Here is an 18462-nt window from a genome sequence, read left to right as displayed (position 1 = left end):
GCCAGAACGACATGACCATCGACGTCATTGCCCTGACGCAGGAAATGGTGCGCACGCCGAGCCTCTCGGGCAACGAGGGAGGCATGGCGGCGCTGGTCGAGCAGCGCATGCGAGATCTCGGTTTCGACGAGATCCGTCGCGACGAGAACGGCTCGGTGCTGGGCCTCATCGGCCCGGCGGGCACCGATGTTGCCGTACTGTTCGACGGCCACATGGATGTCGTGCCGGTGGTTGGCCAGTGGAGTGTCGAGCCTTTCGGGGGCGAGATTCGCGATGGCCGGCTCTACGGGCGCGGCAGTACCGACATGAAGGGCGGTATTGCGGCGGCCATGTGCGGGGTCGCGCAGGCTGCGGCAACGGCGCGCCTCACGCAGCGTGTCGCGGTGTCGGCCAGCGTGATGGAGGAAGTGATCGAAGGCTTTGCGCTGGCACCGGTCCTCGATCGGTGTTCGCCAGCGGCCGTGATCATCTGCGAGCCGTCGAAGTTGCAGATCAAGTCGGGGCAGAAGGGGCGCATGGAGATTCTGCTGACGTTCGAGGGCACGCCTGCGCACGCGGCGTCGCCCGAGTGCGGCGTGAATCCGTTGTACGCGGCCGCGCAGGCCCTGATCGCCTTGCAGGATCTGCCATTGCCGACGCATTCGTCGCTGGGAGAGGCGTTGCTGGTGCCGACGGACATCGTGTCGACACCGTACCCGTCGATCTCGATGATCCCGACGGCGGCGACGATCCGTTTCGACCGGCGCACGTTGCCGGGCGAAACATCTCAGGACGTGCTCGCTGCCATCGAATCGCGACTGCATGCGGCGGGACTGGAGCGCTTCACGCTCGCGGTGACAGGCGACAAGGTGAGGACATTCACCGGTTGCTGCGCGCGGCCATTCCGATGGCTGCCCGCGTGGCAGATGGCGGACGATCACGCGCTGGTGTCGGCGGCGGGACATGCCGTCCGGGCGGCAGAGCGTGTCGCCAGCCTCGGTACATGGCGTTTCTGTACCAATGGATCGGAGTCTGCGGGCCGCCGCGGCATTCCGACGATTGGGCTGGGGCCCGGCAACGAGGAGGACGCGCACACGATAGATGAATCGATCGCCCTCGATCAACTCACCGGCGCGTGCGACATCTATCGAGAACTGGCACTTCAACTGGCGGCTCGGTAGTGGTGTGTGGGCGCATTCTCAGGGGCGGCGTTTGCCGTGGCCACCTGCGCGTTTGGCAGATGGCTTACGCGAACCCGCGGTTGGCATGCCGGCAGGCTTGCTACGCGGCTTTTGGCTGTGGATTCAACCGGTCGTGACCGACAGTTCACGCTATGACCACCCGCTTTGATTTTCGCGGAAAGACCGTCCTCATCACCGGCGCGTCGTCCGGTATCGGACGGGCGTTTGCATTCGCCCTCGCCAGACAGGGAGCCAAACTCCTGCTGGTGGCACGCTCACACGACACACTGCGCGACCTCACTGAGGAATTACGACGTGATCATGCGTGCGACGCAGATTTTCTGACCACCGACTTGAGCACATCTGGCGCTGTAGACGCAATCGCCGCCCACCTCATCGCCTCAGGGAAGAGCGTCGATGTAATGATCAACAACGCAGGTTTTGCGGCGTATGGGCGCTTCGAAGCAATCCCGCTGTCGCGCCAACGCGATGAAGTACTGGTGAACTGCATGGCCGCAGTCGCGCTGACGCACCTCGTATTGCCAGGAATGCTAGCGAAATCCGACGGCGTCGTCGTCAACGTTGCGTCGACGGCGGCGCTTCAGCCCGATCCATACATGGCCGTCTATGGCGCTACGAAGGCGTTTCTGCTTTCATTTTCCGAAGCCGTTTGGGCTGAGAACCGGCATCGTGGCGTCCGGGCGGTCGCATTGTGTCCAGGTGCGACGCAAACCGGCTTCTTTGACGTCGTTGGCGCTCAGGAGGCCGCCGTCGGGACGCCGATGCCAGTTGCGAGGGTCATTCAGGAGGCATTCTGGGCCCTGGATCGCAACAAACGCCACCGCGTTGTGGGGGCGAAAAATCGGCTCCTTGCCAAGTTGCCGAGGCTATTGAGCCGTCAAGGCGCCGCTCGGCTCGTTGAACGAATCCTGAGGCCGCGGCAAGCTCGGGAACTCGCGGCGGGACACGCAAACGGCTAAGCGCCGCTAACAAAACCGTGTCATCTGAATACGCGTGATAGGCGTTGGAGATGACATGGCACGAAAGAAAATCAGTAATGAACTGAGGAAGGCTTTGCAGCCGCTGCTGCCGATTGCAGAACATTCAGGGAAAGGCGGGCGTCCGCGCGTAGATGATCGCGCAGTGCTAAACGGCATCCTGTCGTAGATCGGCGAGGTGTGCCGTTGGCGCTGACGGTCACTGGCGCGAATCGGCACGACTCGATGGTGTTCGAAGCCCTCGTCGACGCTATTCGGAGTGTTGCCGGGCGCAGTGGCCGTCCCCGATGCCGTCCTGATAAGCGGCACGCCGACAAGGGATATGGTTTCGTGCGTTGTCGCCAGCATTTGTGCAAGCGGAGGATCGTTACTCGGATTGCTCGCCGAGGCATTGAGAAGAACGACCGGCTCGGCAAGCACCGACGGGGCGTCGAGCGCACGCATGCCTGGCTTGCTGCCTTCGGCAAGTTGCGTGTGCGCTTCGCGCTTCGAACGTTCTTTTTATACCCATCTCGCTTTGCTTTCGCTGGCTTGCGCCGTTATCTGCGCTCGACTCGTTGACCGGTTTTGCTAGCCGCTCCAAGCACCTGCACTTAGTCCGTTATCAACTTGTATGCGCCTGGGCGTGCCATGTAGCGCCTTCAGATGGCTCATCGTCGCTAATGCGCTCCATGCCGTAGCGTATCCGGGCTTCGGCAATTTCCCGGATGCGTTGATGGTCGGCACGATCATCGCGTGGGTGGGGTTGATCGCAACACGTGGCCTGACGCAACTGCCGCACGGCGCCCGCCCGCCGGATGCCCACTCGATAGGCCTGGATTGCCAGAAATCTCCCGTTTTGGCTGCTACGGTTTTTCGGGGGGAGGTCACTTCCTCAAGATCCGCGCGGCCTTCCCCGAAAATCGATGAAGAACCAACTTTTTTTTCCCAATAGGCTCCGCTCCAATGCGGACGCTTCTCACGCCCTCCAGCCTTGCCCTGTATGGCGCCGACGCGGCTCTCAAGTTGAAGTGCGAAACTCTCAAGTTGCGTTGCGAACGACACCGGGAAAACCCCGCGTCTTGAAATCGTCAAACCCCGTCCCTATAATTAGCACTCGTTGGCGCAGAGTGCTAACGCCATGAATTCACCAGATATGCAAATGTTTGCATATTTAGGTTTTGTCGATCTCACAGAGAGAAAGAGGAGCTTGTAATGAACCTTCGTCCCTTGCATGACCGCGTGATTGTCAAGCGCCTGGACAACGAAACGAAGACCGCATCGGGCATCGTGATCCCTGAAGCCGCCGCTGAAAAGCCGGATCAGGGCGAGATCCTGGCCGTCGGCCCGGGCAAGAAAGACGATCAAGGTAAGTCGATCGCACTCGATGTGAAGGTGGGCGACCGTGTTCTGTTCGGCAAGTACGCCGGCCAAAGCGTGAAGGTCGATGGCCAGGAACTGCTGGTCATGCGCGAAGAAGACATCATGGCCGTCGTGGCCGCCTAAGACTGTCTCCCCCCAGACATCTACGTAAAGTATTCAAGGAGTTAATGCAATGGCAGCTAAAGAAGTCGTTTTCGGCGATGCCGCTCGTGCCAAGATGGTCGAGGGCGTCAACATTCTCGCCAACGCCGTCAAGGTGACCCTGGGCCCGAAGGGCCGCAACGTCGTGCTCGAGCGCAGCTTCGGCGGCCCGACCGTGACCAAGGACGGTGTGTCGGTCGCCAAGGAAATCGAACTCAAGGACAAGCTCCAGAACATGGGCGCGCAAATGGTCAAGGAAGTGGCTTCCAAGACCAGCGACAACGCCGGTGACGGTACCACCACCGCCACGGTGCTGGCCCAGTCGATCGTGCGCGAAGGCATGAAGTACGTTGCCTCGGGCATGAACCCGATGGACCTGAAGCGCGGTATCGACAAGGCCGTTGCCGCCGCCATCGAAGAACTGCGCAAGATCAGCAAGCCCTGCACGACGAACAAGGAAATCGCTCAAGTCGGCTCGATCTCGGCCAACAGCGATACCTCGATCGGTGACTACATCGCCAAGGCGATGGACAAGGTCGGCAAGGAAGGCGTGATCACCGTCGAAGACGGCAAGTCGCTGCAAGACGAGCTGGACGTCGTCGAAGGTATGCAATTCGACCGCGGCTACCTCTCGCCGTACTTCATCAACACCCCGGAAAAGCAAGTCGCGATCCTGGAAAACCCGTTCGTCCTGCTGTTCGACAAGAAGGTGTCGAACATCCGTGACCTGCTGCCGGTGCTCGAGCAAGTCGCCAAGGCTGGCCGTCCGCTGCTGATCATCGCCGAAGACGTCGAGGGCGAAGCCCTGGCAACGCTGGTGGTCAACAACATCCGTGGCATCCTGAAGACCTGCGCCGTCAAGGCTCCGGGCTTCGGCGACCGCCGCAAGGCCATGCTGGAAGACATCGCCATCCTGACGGGCGGCCAAGTCATCGCCGAAGAAATCGGCCTGACGCTGGAAAAGGCCACGCTCAACGAACTGGGCCAAGCCAAGCGCATCGAAATCGGCAAGGAAAACACCATCATCATCGATGGTGCCGGCGAAGGCGTGAACATCGAAGCCCGCGTCAAGCAAATCCGTGCCCAGATCGAAGAAGCCACGAGCGACTACGACCGTGAAAAGCTGCAAGAGCGCGTGGCCAAGCTGGCCGGCGGTGTTGCCGTGATCAAGGTCGGCGCTGCGACCGAAGTCGAAATGAAGGAAAAGAAGGCACGCGTCGAAGACGCGCTGCACGCTACCCGCGCTGCCGTGGAAGAAGGCATCGTCCCGGGCGGTGGTGTTGCGCTGCTGCGTGCTCGCGTGGCCGTGGCCGACATCAAGGGTGCCAACCCTGACCAGGACGCCGGTATCAAGATCGTTCTGCGCGCCATGGAAGAACCGCTGCGCCAGATCGTCGCCAACGGCGGCGAAGAAGCCAGCGTCGTTGTGGCCAACGTGATTGCCGGCAAGGGCAACTACGGCTACAACGCTTCGAGCGGCGAGTACGGCGACCTGGTGGAAATGGGCGTTGTGGATCCGACGAAGGTCACCCGCACCGCACTGCAAAACGCCGCTTCGGTGTCGGGCCTGCTGCTCACGACCGATTGCGCCGTTGCCGAACTGCCGAAGGAAGATGCTCCGATGGCTGGCGGCATGGGTGACATGGGCGGTATGGGCGGCATGGGCATGGGCATGTAAGTCTCGCAAGAGACGGCATGACGGGGCGCCGCAAGGCACCCCACCTGCCCCGGTCGCCGGACTTCGTCACGGAATCTTCGATTCGGTGGCGCAAGTCCGCACCGGAAACGGCAACGAATTCTTCGGAATTCGTTGCCGTTTTTTTATGCCTGGGCGATCGGCACGTCGCTGTTGCCGTTACCGTCGCCGCGTCGCAGACTGGGTACGGCAAGCGGAGTTGTGGCCGCAATCTCATCCTGCATCCACTGCCAGAAGGCGTGAATCGCGCGCTCGCGCGGATGGTTTTCCCGCCAGCTCACGTGATATTCAAGGCTCGGCGCAATGCGGATATCGCCAATCTGCACCAGCTCGCCGGACGCGAGCGCATCGCGCACGAGCAAGCTGCGTGTGGTGGCGACACCTTGTCCGGCCATGGCGGCACGCAGGAGCAACCCGGAGTCGTCGAAAATCGGCCCGCGCGTCGGCTCATGTGGCGTCAGTCCGGCGGCGACCTGCCAATCGCGCCATGATCGATAGGCGAAGCGCAGCATCGGCAGTTTGTGCGTATCGGCCACCGTGAACCCGGGCACACGCGCGATCAGATCGGGGTGGCACACGGCGATCACATAGTCGTCGAGCAGCTTGCGCGTGACGAACCCGGTCGCTTCGACCCGTTGATGCCAAATGCCGACGTCGACCGAATACGGATCGGGCGCGGCAATATCCGCGTGAATTCGCACCACCAGATCGATATGGGGCTGCTGCTCGCTAAAGCGGCCCAGCCGAGGAATCAGCCATTGGGCCGCCAGATCGGTCATGACGCTGATTTCCAGACGAACGACGGCGGGCGACGCGCCCGACGCCGTGCCCGCCCGGGCTTCCGTCATCGCCTCAATGAGTTCCGACATCCCAACGCGTACTCGCTCGGCCAGACGCGCCCCGACACTGGTCGGGATCATGCGGGCCCCCACGCGACGAAACAGCGCCGTGCCGAGTTGCTGTTCGAGCGAGCGCATGTGATGACTTACGGCGCTGTGCGTCAAATTCAATTCGTCGGCCGCCCGCGTAAAGCTACGGTGGCGGGCAGCAGCTTCAAGTGCACGCAGCGATTGGAGGGGAGGGAGGTGGGGAATCATGACGTCAAATTCTACTCACAATACGGGCGCAAAGGTTTCGTTGGCTTCACGGCGGCGTTCCGCCGACAATCGATACCCGAGCAAATGACTAAGGTATGGCTTCATGTCGAAGGCACTTCGCATCTTCGTCCTGTTCGCCTGCGGATACTTCGTTTCCTACGTGTACCGCGGCGTGAATATTGGGTTTGCGCCGTATATGACGCGCGATCTCGGCCTCTCGTCGGCCGACCTCGGGTTGTTGACGAGCCTCTATTTCCTCGGGTTTGCCGGGGCGCAATTGCCCGCGGGCGTGCTGCTCGACAAGTTCGGCCCGCGCCGGGTGGCGTCGCTGGTGCTGCTGCTCGCGGCTGCGGGCGCCGCGCTGTTCGGACTGGCCCAAGGCGTCGGCGCGCTGATGGCGGGACGCTTGCTGATCGGCGTCGGCGTGTCGGTGTGTCTGGGCAGCGCCTTCAAGGCATTGGCGCAATGGTTTCCGGTAGCACGTCTGCCGCTGCTCAACGGCCTGGTGATGGCCGTGGGCGGCATGGGCGGCGTCGTGGTGGGAACACCGCTCAACTGGCTGCTCGGGCTGACCGACTGGCGCATCGTGTCGTTCGGACTGGCGGCGTTAACCGTTTTCATGTCGGTCGCGCTTTGGTTCGGCGCGCCCGAGAAGCCGGGGTCGCACGCGCAAGGCGGGTTGTCCGAGGCGCTCAAGGGCGTGCGTCAGGTGCTGGGAAGCGGAATGTTCTGGAAAGTGACTTCGCTCTCGGGGGTCACGCAGGGCGTGTTCTACGCAATGCAATCGCTATGGATGGCGCCGTTCATGCGCGACGTTGAAGGGCTGTCGGCCTCGCAGGCTGCCTCGCTGGTGTCGGTCGTGGGGCTTGCGATGATGGCCGGGAGCGTGGTGTTCGGTGCGGCCGCGCGCTCGCTCGAACGCCGTGGCGTGAGCGTGTTCGCATTTTCCGGCGCCGGGATGGTGCTGTTCGTCGTGGTGCAGTCGCTGTTGTTGATGCGTGCGCCGATTCCGCCGGTCTGGCTTTGGGCCGCCTATGGCATCTTCGGTGGCACGGGCATCCTGTCGTATGCGGTGTTGGCGGAGCATTTCCACGGCACGTTGATCGGGCGCGTCAATACGTCGCTCACGCTCGTCATCTTTCTGTTGATCTTCTTGTGTCAGGTGGGCGTCGGGGCCGTGCTCGGCACTTACGCGGCGCACAGCGCGCAGGCGCATTTCTCCGCTTGGACGGGCCTGATCGCACTGCAAGCGCTGGGAGCAGTGTGGTACTTCTGGCCCCAACGTCAGGGCGCGGGCAAGGTCGCCGCCGCGTGACGCGGCGTGTGTTGACTGGATGGGGCGGTTCGCATAGCGAGCCCGCCATCTTTGGTGTCGGGTGTCTAGGACTCCGCCGCTGGCTTAGTCCTGCGCCACCCAATCGCCCGACTTCCCGCCGTGCTTCTCCAGCACGCGCACGTCGCTGATCGTCATGCCGCGATCGACGGCCTTGCACATGTCATAGATCGTCAGCAAGCCGACTTGAACCGCGGTGAGCGCTTCCATCTCCACCCCCGTGCGACCGACGGTTTCGACCTGCGCGCGGCAGTGGACGGCATTCGCGCCGTCGTCCACCAGAAACTCGACCGTCACACGCGTAAGCGCGAGCGGATGACACAGCGGAATCAGATCGGCGGTGCGCTTGGCGCCTTGGATGGCCGCAATACGAGCAATACCCAGTACGTCACCTTTCTTGGCCGTGCCGGTGCGAATCAGCGCCAGCGTTTCCGGCTTCATCTGAATGGTGCCACGCGCCACGGCAATACGATGCGTGCTGTCCTTGCTGCCGACATCAACCATGTGGGCCTGTCCGGCGGTGTCGAAATGGGTGAGTTCTGCCATGAGTCGATGCTGAGAAGAGGTTGCGATAGTGTCGGGAGACGGTTCGCGAGCGCCTTTTGCGAGCGAAAGGATAGCGCCGTTTCGGATGAGTTATGCCTATATTGACGACGTTTTGGCGATGCCGCGGAACGTCTGCGTCTGGCTGCTATCATAGCAGCAGCCCTGAATGATCAGCGCCAAGCGGCGCCCATTTCCATGACGCGTTCGTTCCGCTCGTTATGTTCGTTTCGCGCCGCCATCGGCATCTCTCGCCTGATTCCCATGTGTCGCGCGTTCTCATTGCCCGGTCCAGGGCGCCCATCTGGCGCATGATGCGCATGACCTCCATGCCGAAGCCGTCGTCCCAGCCGCCTCACCCCGAGCGCCACGTCGCCCGGTGGCGGCGTTTCATGGCGTTGGCCATGCTGCCCGTAATGACGGCAATGACGTTCGCCGCCGCCGTCATCCCCACCCAGGCGGCCGCGCAGTCGCTCCCGTCCCTCGGCCAGAGTTCTGCCGCGGACTTGTCGCCGGCGATGGAGCGCAAGCTCGGCGAGCGCGTGATGCGAGAGATTCGCGCCGATCCCGATTATCTGTCGGATCTGCTGCTGTCCGATTACGTCAATGCCCTGGGTGGCAAGCTCGTGGCGGCCGCGCACACAGTGGGACTCGACGCCAGTCAGAGTTTCGAATTCTTCGTGGTGCGTGATTCGGACATCAACGCCTTCTCGCTGCCGGGGGGCTTCATCGGCATCAACACGGGATTGATCGTCGCGACGCGCACCGAGTCGGAACTCGCTTCTGTGATCGGACACGAGACGGGGCACGTTCTGCAACATCACATCGCGCGCATGCTCGGCCAACAGTCGCAGAACTCGTGGATCGCCCTCGGCGGCATGTTGCTCGGTCTGCTCGCCGGCATCGGGGCACGGAGCCCGGATCTCGGCATGGGAATCGCGATGGGCGGGCAAGGCCTTGCCGTCGATCGGCAACTGCGTTTTTCGCGCGATGCGGAACGTGAGGCCGATCGCGTCGGCTTTCAGTTGCTCCAGGCGGCAGGCTTCGACACGTACGCGATGCCGACCTTCTTCGAGCGTTTGCAACGCGCGGATTCGATCAACGAAGCCGGCGTGCCGGAATATGTCCGGACTCACCCGCTGACGACGGATCGCATCGCCGACATGCTCAATCGCTCGCGCACTGCCGCTTATCGTCAGCCCGTGCAGTCGCCCGAATATGCGTTTGTGCGGGCGCGCTCGCTCGTCTTGCAGCAGAAGTCCGCGAGCGATTACGCGGCGATCGCCGACGCGCAACGCACAGCGATCCGCGCGCAGACCACATCGAATGTGGCGGCGGCATGGTACGCGGTGGCGCTGGCCGAGTTCAAGCAGCGTCGCTGGGCGCCGGCGCGCGAGGCGCTGGAGAAGTCGCGCGCGGCCTTCGGTGGCACGGGGCCGGGCACGCCGAGTCTGGCTGTGCTGGCGTCGGATATCGCGCGCTTGTCGGGCCAGCCGGACGAAGCCTTGCGCGTCGCCGCGCAGGCGCGTGCTGCATTCCCACTCTCGCAGGCCGCCGATATGGCTTATGCCGACGCCTTGGTCGCCAGCCAGCGGATTCCCGACGCAACGAAGTTCCTACAAGGGCAGGTCGAGCGCTATCGAAGCGAGCCCATCTGGTGGCGGGCGCTGGCAGGGGCATGGGCCGCGGCCGGCAAGCGGACGCGTCAGCACGCAGCATTGGCGGAACAATATGCGCTGCAAGGGCAATGGATGGCGGCCGTCAGCCAGTTGAAGCTCGCGCGCGAGGCCGGCGACGCCAGCTTTTACGAGATGTCGGTCATCGACGCGCGACTTCACGAGTTCCAGCGCCGCTACAAGGACGACAAGGAAGACGAGAAGGACTTCGGCAAACTGGCCGGATAAGGGGATAAGCGGCGGTTCGCGCGCTTCTCTCCGCGTCAGTGGCTAAGTGGCTCAATGGCTCAATGGCTCAATGGCTCAGCGGCACAACGACTCAACGACTCAACGACTCAACGACTCGGGCGCCTGCGGATCCCGCTCGAACCCATAAGTCTGCGGCAGGGTGCCCGCATGGGTCGTCGCGAACGGGAGTGAGTCGCCGTTGCGCCAATGCAGCCGCACCGCGCCCTTGGCGTCGGCAGTATCGTCCGACGTTTGCGCAATCTCGAAGGCCTGCGCCAGATCGGACACCTGCGTGAGCAGATCGATGTCGTGATCGTGCAGCAACGCGAGCGGCGCGTTCGGCGTCGACCTCCCATTCCCCTCGCCGCCAGACACCGCGCCCACGAACGCGACGTTGCCGTCCTCGTCGAGCAGACACGCCTGCGGCACGAAAGCATGGCCCAGTTGGTCCGTCAACACCGGTGCGCCGCGACCGTCGTTCGCCACGGCATCCCACGTCAGCCGAACCACAAACGGGGCGTACGCAAGCGCCACGTACACACGTTGCGGCCCATTCTGGAAGTACCACCGCCCGGCGTCGTCGCTGGCGTAATTGCGCGCGATGAACGCGACGAGCGCCGCATGACGAATCGGATCGCCAGCCGTGCCCGCCGCCTGCGCCGCGTCGTCGCGCATGCGCCACTGACCGCGACGGTCGAGCGCGAGCCAGCCGTAACAATGCGGCACGTTGGGCCACTTGGCCATCGCCTGTCGAACGATTTCATCCATAAGGCACCTTCAGGCCGGAGTCGGCAAAAATTGACGGAAGTAATCGATGACCGTGTGCGGCATCCATGTCATGCCGCCCGGAAACGGCCCACTCATGAAGCCGACGTGTCCGCCGTGCGCCGGCTGCAGGAGTCGCACGTGGCGACCGACGTCGTCTTCGCCCGGCAACACATTGGCCGGCTGGAACGGGTCGTTGCGGGCATTGATGACCAGCGTCGGCACTTCGATGGCCGGCAGAATCGGCTTGCTCGACGCGCGCGTGTAATAGTCGAAGGCGCTGTGGTAACCATGCAAGGGGGCCGTCACCACATGATCGAATTCGCCGAGATCGCGCGCGGCCATCATCCGATCGCGGTCGTACAGCCCGGGGTATTGGTCGAGCTTCGCGAGCGCCTTCTTTTTGAGCGTGCCGAGAAAATTGCGCGTGTACACCATATTGAAACCGTGCGAGAGCGCCAGTCCGCCCGCGCGTAAATCGAGCGGCGCCGAAATCGCGCACGCGGCACTCACCACTTGCGCCGCATGCCCCTCGCGCTCGCCGAGCCAGCGCAGCAATACATTGCCGCCCAGCGACACGCCCGCCGCAAAGATCGGGCCGGACGCGTTCGCACGCAAGCGCCGCAACATCCAGTCGACCTCGGTACTGTCGCCGGAGTGATAAAAGCGCGGCGCGCGGTTCATGCGGCCGCTGCAACTGCGGAAGTGGGGAATCACGCCGCGCCACCCCTGCGCTTCGACTTCGCGCATCAGGGTGCGGGCGTAGTGGCTGCCGGACCCGCCCTCCAGTCCATGGAAGAGCACGACGAGCGGTGTCTCCACCAGCCCTTCGGGCGCGGGCGGGGCTTTCTGCGCCGCGGGCGGGGCAACCAGCCAGTCGACATCGACGAAGTCGCCGTCGGGCGTGTCCCACGTTTCGCGACGGAATTCGACGCACGGGCGTCGACCCAGCAGCGCCGGGTAGATCGTCTGGCTGTGCCCGTCGGGCAGCCACCGGGGTGCCCGGTAATCCAGGGGAAGAAACGTCGCGGGGCGCGCCGTCATGGTCGTACCGTACAGATCAGTGCAGCCCGTCCGGACGCGCGTGCATCATCAGGCTGAACTGCTCGACAGCATGCGGCGGCAACGGGCTGGAGTGGATATGGGCGAAGCGCCAGTCGCCCTGCTCGTGCACCAGCACGTATGTCGTGTGGATGAGCTGGGCGGTCGTCTGGCCGGCGTCTTCCTTGCCGACGCGCATTGCTTCGGTCGCCGTGTGCACGACCGTGCCAACGGTGTCGTACTCGGTCGTATCCAGCGAGTCGATGAGCACCACGCTTTGCGTGAACTGGGCGACCAGACCGTTGCGGATCTGTTCCAGACCGTCCCATCGGGTGCCGTCGGCGCGAATATAGCTGACGAAATCCTCGTTCGCCCACAGCGACATGGCGCGATCCGTCTGCCCACGGCGCAGCGCATCGTAAAAGGCCGTGATGGTTTCACTGGCGGCATCGAACAGACGGACAAAACGTGGCATGTGGATTTACCGTTGAGTGTTACCGGAATCGAGCTAAGCGCGCCGCCGTCATGGACCACATCAGCGCTGCGTGAGCAGGATGTTGCGCAAATTCGCGAATACGTGCTCGGGCATCAGCTCATTGAGGCAGCGGGTGTGGCCCAACGGGCATTCGCGGGCAAAACACGGGCTGCACTCCAATTGTAGCCACAGGATATGCGCCTGGTCGGACAGCGGCGGTGTGTGGCGCGGATCGGACGAACCGAACAGGGCAATCTGCGGGCGGCGCAATGCGGCCGTCACATGCATCAGGCCCGAGTCGTTGCTCACCACCGCATTGGCGCGGGCCAGCAGCGCGCACGCCTCGGCCAGCGACGTCTGTCCACACAGGTTGCGCACGAACGGCGCATCGGCGGCGATTTGCTGCGCGAGCGCACCGTCCTTGCCCGAGCCGAGCGCAATAATTTGCGCATACGGGAACGAGCGGCGAACCAACTGAGCCAATTGCGCGAAATGGCCCGGCGGCCAGCGCTTGGCCGGACCGAACTCTGCACCCGGGCAGAACACCACGAGCGGTACGCGCAGATCGAGGCCGAAGCGCGCGAAGACACGCGCCGACTCGTTCAGGTCGGCGTCGATGCGCGGCGTGGGCAGCGCATCGGGCAACTTGGCCCCGGGCGCGAACGCGAGCGCAGCGTAGTGCCGCACCATGGGCGGCCGCTCGTCTTTGCGCGGATTGGCGTGGCGCACGTTGAGCAGACCGTAGCGGTGCTCGCCCTTGTAGCCAATGCGCAACGGAATGCGCGCCAGCCACGGAATCAGCGACGACTTCAGCGAGTTCGGCAGCACATAGGCGGCGTCGTACCCCTCGTCGGCGAGCACGCTCGCGAGCCGGTAGCGCTCCAGCGGCTGCAACTTGCCGTGCGCGAGGTCGGTGGCGACGACGCGCGAAATCTCCGGCATGCGTTCCAGCACCGGGGCGACCCAGCTGGGCGCGATCGCGTCGATGGTCAGACGCGGATGCAGGCGCTTGAGCAGGGTGAACAACGGCTGCGCCATCAGCGCGTCCCCAATCCAGTTGGGGGCGATCACCAAGGCTTTATGCATCGTGGCGGAGACTCTAAACGTTAAGCGTTGCGAAGATACGGACAGTCAACCGGGCGGTACAGCGCAACCGCAGGCGGCTGCGCCCGGTTGGAGCAACGGCAGCCGGCTCAGTGGTGACCCTTGAGCACGACCCCGGCCTTCACGCGATAACGCGTGCCGCAGTACGGACAGGCCGCTTCACCATGCGTCACATCGATGAACACGCGCGGATGGGCGCTCCAGGCTTCCATCTTCGGATTCGGGCAATGGACCGGCAGATCTTCAGCGCCGACTTCGACGACCGGCATTTGTTTGACTTCGCTCATGGGGTTCGGACCGTGATGGGTATTCGGACGATTGGGGATTGCATGGCCGGTGCAAAGGACGAAGCCGTCGCCCGCACGCTTGCCAAAAGTCGCTATTGTAAAGCAGCCACGGCCCTTTGCGGACGGCTCGCAGCGCCTGCAGCCGCGACGCATGCCAGTTTTTGTCACCGTCGAAGCCCCGCGTGGCGCGTACGCGACACCTCGTCCGTTGCCCTCGCAAAAACGCCCGGATATGCGCTTTCGACGTGGTAAGTAAATATTTACCCTGGCTATAATGACCGGACGCTCGCCGCCAACGATGACGATATTCAGGAGACACTCCGGCAACCCTGGCGGGCGCTGTGACCGCCAGCGGTCATCATGGGCGTGCCGGGCGCCGTCGGGACCGCTTTGCCCCGCAATGCCAGACACTGCGCCGAACGGCTCGGTGCTCGCCCCCCAAGCCGACCATGCCAATGCTTCGTCTGCCAGCCGCTGAACGTGACGGGTTCAGGGCCGGTTTCCGCATTATTTCGCCGCTGTTGCCGGCCATCTTCTCGTGGGGACTCGTGACCGGGGTCGCCATGGGCAAATCGATACTGACGGTGCCCCAGGCCATCGGCATGAGCCTGATGCTCTATGCCGGATCGGCCCAGTTGGCCTCGTTGCCGCTGTTCGCCGCCGGCATGCCGTTGTGGACGATTCTGCTCACGGTCGGCATCGTCAATCTGCGCTTTGTGATCTTCAGCGCCGCGCTCCAGCCGCATTTCTCTTATTTGTCGCTGCCGCGGCGCATCGTGCTCGGCTATGTCAATGGCGACCTCGGATTCGTGATGTTCATGAACCGGAAGTTCGCGAGCGGCTATGTCCCGGGCAAGGAGGGGACCTACTACGGCATTACGCTCAGCAATTGGGCGGTCTGGCACGTGTCGTCGATTCTCGGCATCCTGCTCGGCGCACTCGTGCCGGATAGCTGGGGCCTCGCCTTCGCGGGCACGCTCGCCCTCATTCCGATGATGGTTCACACGATCACCAGTCGCTCGACGATGCTGGCGGTCACGCTGGCATCGGTCCTCGGCCTGCTCGCCTTCGACTTGCCGTATCGGCTCAATCTCGTGCTCGGGGTGGTCGGCGCGCTCGCTGCCGGCATGGTTTGCGACGAACTTTCGGCGCGTCAGGCGAAGCGGCTCGCGTTGGCGAATCCCCCCGCGGCCGCGCGCGACGGCGCGCAGTCCAGTCGTTCGGGAGAGCGTCGCCCATGAGTACGGTCGAAATCTGGCTCTCCTTCGTGGCGATGACGGCCATCACCATCGTCACGCGCACGTTTTTTCTGCTCGCGGGAGACCGCGTGACGCTGCCGCAGCGCCTGCAACGCGCGCTGCGCTATGCGCCGGCGGCGGCGCTCGCCGTCATTGTGGTGCCCGAGGTGCTGCTGCTCGATCACCAGTTCTCGCTGCATCTGCACAATCCCAAGCTGGCCGCGGCCGTGGCCGCCACCGGCTGGTTCGTCTGGCGACGCAACATGATCGAGATGATTATCGTCGGCATGGCCGTCTACACGCTCTGCCGTCTGTTCCTGTAGGCGGAACCCTCGTCGGCCAAAATGGGCATCTGGACGGGCGGATCAGTTAAAATGCATGTTTTTCCCACCATTTATTCCGGATTCTCATGGCTTCCGTCGTACGTCTTTCCGATTTGATCGCCCAGGGTCGCCTGGCAGGCAAACGTGTCTTCATCCGCGCCGATATGAACGTGCCGCAAGACGATGCGGGCCGCATCACGGAAGACACGCGTATCCGCGCCTCGGTGCCGGCCATCCAGATGGCGCTCGACGCCGGTGCGGCCGTCATGGTCACGTCGCATCTGGGCCGTCCGACGGAAGGCGAATTCAAGCCCGCCGACTCACTGGCACCGGTTGCGCAACGCCTGTCCGAACTGCTGGGCCGCGAGGTGAAGCTGATCGCCAACTGGGTCGACGGCGGTTTTGAGGTGGCGCCGGGCACGGTCGTGCTGCTGGAGAACTGCCGCGTCAACAGGGGCGAGAAGAAGGACAACGACGAACTGGCGCGAAAGATGGCCGCGCTGTGCGACGTGTACGTGAACGACGCGTTCGGCACCGCCCACCGCGCCGAAGCCACGACGCACGGCATCGCCAAGTATGCGCCCGTCGCCTGTGCCGGCCCGCTGCTCGCCGCCGAACTCGAAGCGCTCGGCAAGGCGCTGAACGCCCCGGCTCGCCCGCTCGTGGCCATCGTAGCCGGCTCCAAGGTCTCGACCAAGCTCACCATTCTGCAGTCGCTCGCCGACAAGGTCGACCACCTGATCGTGGGCGGCGGCATTGCCAACACGTTCATGCTGGCCGCCGGCCTGCCGATCGGCAAGTCGCTCGCCGAAGCCGATCTGGTCGGGCAGGCCCGTTCGATCATCGACGCGATGGCCGCGCGTGGGGCCTCGGTGCCGATTCCGACGGACGTCGTATGCGCCAAGGAATTCAGCGCGACGGCTGAGGCGACGGTGAAGGCCGCCAGCGACGTGGCCGCCGACGACATGATTCTCGACATCGGTCCGCAAACGGCTGCCACGCTGGCCGAGCAACTGGCGGGCGCGGGCACGATCGTGTGGAACGGCCCGGTGGGCGTGTTCGAATTCGATCAGTTCGGTCACGGCACCGAGACGCTGGCGCGCGCGATTGCCGCCGCCAAGGGCTTCTCGATCGCCGGGGGCGGCGATACGCTCGCCGCCATCGCCAAGTACGGTATTGCCGACCAGGTCAGCTATATCTCGACCGGTGGCGGCGCGTTCCTCGAATTCCTCGAAGGCAAGACACTGCCGGCCGTCGACGTGCTGCAACAACGCGCCAGCGAGGGCAACTGATCGCGCGGCGCCAGGTGGAGCGGGGCTCGCAGGCCGGTTTCCCGGTCGAAGGCGGGCACGATTGGGGCGGTTTCGATCGGTTTATTGCGAACATCTAAGATCGAATCAAACGATTTCGTACGGACAATACGAACTTTTTGGTTAACCTGTGGCGGCCTAAATGCGCTACAAATCGCTAAGCGCCAGACATGTCGAATGCGCTGTTACCCAAAGAGGATGAAGAGATGGATGTAATGAACCGCTCCACCAAGATCGTCGCCACCATCGGTCCGGCATCGAGCACGCCGGAAGTGCTCTCGCGCATGATCGCCGCCGGCGTCGATGTCGTTCGCCTGAATTTCTCGCACGGCAAGGCGCAGGACCACATCGAGCGCGCCGAGATGGTGCGCGCGGCCGCCAAGGCGGCTGGCCGCGAAGTGGCCATCATGGCCGACCTCCAGGGTCCGAAGATTCGCGTCGGCAAGTTCGAGAACGGCAAGGCCACGCTCGAGGCGGGCGCGAAGTTCATCCTGGACGCCGCCTGCGAAGTCGGTAACGAAGAGCGCGTCGGGCTCGACTACAAGGAACTGCCGCGCGACGTGCGCACGGGCGACGTGCTGCTGCTCAACGACGGCCTGATCGTGCTGATCGTCGATCGCGTGCTCGGCAGCGAGATTCATACGACCGTGAAGGTCGGCGGCGATCTGTCGAACAACAAGGGTATCAACCGCCAGGGCGGTGGGCTGACGGCACCGGCGCTCACGGCCAAGGACATGGAAGACATCAAGACCGCGATGGCGCTGGGCGCCGATTATGTCGCGGTCTCCTTCCCGAAGAACGCCACCGACATGGAAATGGCGCGCCGTCTGGCCAACGTGGCCGGCGAGCCGTACGGCATCAAGCCGCTGATGATCGCCAAGATCGAGCGCGCAGAAGCCATTCCGGCGCTTGAAGAGATTCTGGCGGCGTCGGACTGCATCATGGTTGCACGGGGCGATCTGGCCATCGAAGTGGGCAACGCCGCGGTGCCGGGGCTGCAGAAGCGCATGATCAAGCTTGCGCGCGAGATGAACAAGACCACCATCACGGCCACGCAGATGATGGAGTCGATGATCCACAACCCGGTGCCGACCCGCGCCGAAGTCTCGGACGTCGCCAACGCCGTGCTCGATGGCACCGACGCCGTGATGCTCTCGGCCGAGAGCGCCGCGGGCAAGTATCCGGTCGAAACCATCGAGACGATGGCGGCGATCTGCGTCGAAGCCGAGCGCTCGGAGATGGTGGAACTCGATCGCGACTGGCTCGATCAGACTTTTACGCGCATCGACCAAACGATTGCGGCCGGCGCGTTGTTTACCGCGTATCATCTTGGCGCGAAAGCCATCGTGGCGCTGACCGAATCGGGCGCGACCGCGTTGTGGCTGTCTCGCCACAAGATCCATGTGCCGATTTTTGCGCTGACGTCGCAGCTCGGCAGCCATCGCAAGCTGGCGCTGTACCGCAACGTCTACGCGATGCGTGCCGACGCCACGCTCGACCGCGATCACGCGCTCAAGCAGGCCGAGCAACTGCTGCTCTCGCGCGGGGTGGTCAAGCGCGGCGACACGATCGTGTTGACCGTGGGCGAGCCGATGGGACAACCCGGTGGTACCAATACGTTGAAAATCGTCCAGGTGGGCCAGGCATGACGAAGGGGCCGCGCGAGTGCGGCAAGGCGCAAACGC

At 63.8% G+C, this 18462-nt stretch carries 17 protein-coding genes and 1 pseudogene; 11 read left to right on the top strand and 7 right to left on the bottom strand.

Annotation, left to right across the window (positions count from 1 at the left end; all coding sequences use genetic code 11):
- Positions 1-11: 11 nt before the first annotated feature.
- From PCE31106_RS12750 to groL, 5 genes and pseudogenes are all read left to right on the top strand, one after another.
- Positions 12-1160 carry a YgeY family selenium metabolism-linked hydrolase gene (locus PCE31106_RS12750; RefSeq protein ID WP_254441013.1) on the top strand — a complete coding sequence of 383 codons (1149 nt, stop codon included), beginning with the start codon at positions 12-14 and terminating at the stop codon, positions 1158-1160.
- A gap of 152 nt (positions 1161-1312) precedes the next feature.
- Positions 1313-2140, top strand: coding sequence for an SDR family NAD(P)-dependent oxidoreductase (locus PCE31106_RS12745; RefSeq protein ID WP_150563490.1), 828 nt, complete (start codon positions 1313-1315; stop codon positions 2138-2140).
- Positions 2141-2195: 55 nt separating this feature from the next.
- A pseudogene (locus PCE31106_RS12740) lies at positions 2196-2732 on the top strand (transposase).
- A gap of 620 nt (positions 2733-3352) precedes the next feature.
- Positions 3353-3643, top strand: a complete 291-nt coding sequence (gene groES, locus PCE31106_RS12735) for a co-chaperone GroES (RefSeq protein WP_017231613.1) — start codon at positions 3353-3355, stop codon at positions 3641-3643.
- Between the two features lie 49 nt (positions 3644-3692).
- Positions 3693-5339 (top strand): chaperonin GroEL, encoded by a 1647-nt coding sequence (gene groL / locus PCE31106_RS12730; RefSeq protein ID WP_017231612.1) that lies wholly within the window; start codon positions 3693-3695, stop codon positions 5337-5339.
- Positions 5340-5482: 143 nt separating this feature from the next.
- Here the strand turns inward: groL and PCE31106_RS12725 are convergent, their stop codons facing one another.
- Positions 5483-6454: a LysR substrate-binding domain-containing protein gene (locus tag PCE31106_RS12725; RefSeq protein WP_150563489.1), complete on the bottom strand. Its 972-nt coding sequence runs from the start codon at positions 6452-6454 to the stop codon at positions 5483-5485.
- A 103-nt stretch (positions 6455-6557) separates the two neighbouring features.
- On the opposite strand from PCE31106_RS12725, the gene PCE31106_RS12720 reads away from it, so the two are divergent.
- Positions 6558-7769, top strand: a complete 1212-nt coding sequence (locus PCE31106_RS12720) for an MFS transporter (RefSeq protein WP_150563488.1) — start codon at positions 6558-6560, stop codon at positions 7767-7769.
- Between the two features lie 84 nt (positions 7770-7853).
- Here PCE31106_RS12720 and moaC read toward each other — a convergent pair whose 3' ends face one another.
- Positions 7854-8333 (bottom strand): cyclic pyranopterin monophosphate synthase MoaC, encoded by a 480-nt coding sequence (gene moaC / locus PCE31106_RS12715; RefSeq protein WP_150563487.1) that lies wholly within the window; start codon positions 8331-8333, stop codon positions 7854-7856.
- A 317-nt stretch (positions 8334-8650) separates the two neighbouring features.
- Between moaC and PCE31106_RS12710 the strand changes: the two genes are divergently transcribed.
- Entirely contained in the window at positions 8651-10234 is a 1584-nt protein-coding gene (locus PCE31106_RS12710; RefSeq protein ID WP_254441011.1) for a M48 family metalloprotease, read from the top strand.
- A 99-nt stretch (positions 10235-10333) separates the two neighbouring features.
- On the opposite strand, the gene PCE31106_RS12705 is transcribed toward PCE31106_RS12710, so the two are convergent.
- From PCE31106_RS12705 to PCE31106_RS12685, 5 genes are all read right to left on the bottom strand, one after another.
- Entirely contained in the window at positions 10334-11002 is a 669-nt protein-coding gene (locus tag PCE31106_RS12705) for a DUF2946 family protein (RefSeq protein ID WP_150563486.1), read from the bottom strand.
- A 9-nt stretch (positions 11003-11011) separates the two neighbouring features.
- Positions 11012-12043, bottom strand: coding sequence for a YheT family hydrolase (locus tag PCE31106_RS12700; RefSeq protein ID WP_017231604.1), 1032 nt, complete (start codon positions 12041-12043; stop codon positions 11012-11014).
- A 16-nt stretch (positions 12044-12059) separates the two neighbouring features.
- The gene (locus PCE31106_RS12695) at positions 12060-12515 is read right to left on the bottom strand and encodes a nuclear transport factor 2 family protein (protein WP_017231603.1); all 456 of its coding nucleotides are present in this window, start codon (positions 12513-12515) and stop codon (positions 12060-12062) included.
- A gap of 60 nt (positions 12516-12575) precedes the next feature.
- On the bottom strand, positions 12576-13601 hold the full coding sequence (gene waaF, locus PCE31106_RS12690; RefSeq protein WP_017231602.1) for a lipopolysaccharide heptosyltransferase II: 1026 nt from the start codon (positions 13599-13601) through the stop codon (positions 12576-12578).
- A 107-nt stretch (positions 13602-13708) separates the two neighbouring features.
- On the bottom strand, positions 13709-13906 hold the full coding sequence (locus PCE31106_RS12685) for a zinc-finger domain-containing protein (protein WP_010808463.1): 198 nt from the start codon (positions 13904-13906) through the stop codon (positions 13709-13711).
- A 455-nt stretch (positions 13907-14361) separates the two neighbouring features.
- On the opposite strand from PCE31106_RS12685, the gene PCE31106_RS12680 reads away from it, so the two are divergent.
- The 4 genes from PCE31106_RS12680 (at position 14362) to pyk (ending at position 18426) form a co-directional block, all read left to right on the top strand.
- Positions 14362-15147, top strand: coding sequence for an AzlC family ABC transporter permease (locus tag PCE31106_RS12680; protein WP_150563513.1), 786 nt, complete (start codon positions 14362-14364; stop codon positions 15145-15147).
- Positions 15144-15467, top strand: a complete 324-nt coding sequence (locus tag PCE31106_RS12675; RefSeq protein ID WP_150563485.1) for an AzlD domain-containing protein — start codon at positions 15144-15146, stop codon at positions 15465-15467. The genes PCE31106_RS12680 and PCE31106_RS12675 overlap by 4 nt, the downstream gene beginning before the upstream one ends.
- An 86-nt stretch (positions 15468-15553) precedes the next feature.
- Positions 15554-16759: a phosphoglycerate kinase gene (locus PCE31106_RS12670; protein WP_150563484.1), complete on the top strand. Its 1206-nt coding sequence runs from the start codon at positions 15554-15556 to the stop codon at positions 16757-16759.
- A 233-nt stretch (positions 16760-16992) separates the two neighbouring features.
- The gene (gene pyk, locus PCE31106_RS12665; protein ID WP_150563483.1) at positions 16993-18426 is read left to right on the top strand and encodes a pyruvate kinase; all 1434 of its coding nucleotides are present in this window, start codon (positions 16993-16995) and stop codon (positions 18424-18426) included.
- Positions 18427-18462: the final 36 nt, after the last annotated feature.

This window comes from Pandoraea cepalis (assembly GCF_902459665.1).
In the GTDB taxonomy this organism is placed as follows: domain Bacteria; phylum Pseudomonadota; class Gammaproteobacteria; order Burkholderiales; family Burkholderiaceae; genus Pandoraea; species Pandoraea cepalis.
Note: the sequence above shows the minus strand (reverse complement) of the source record. Positions and strands in the feature narration are given on the sequence as shown.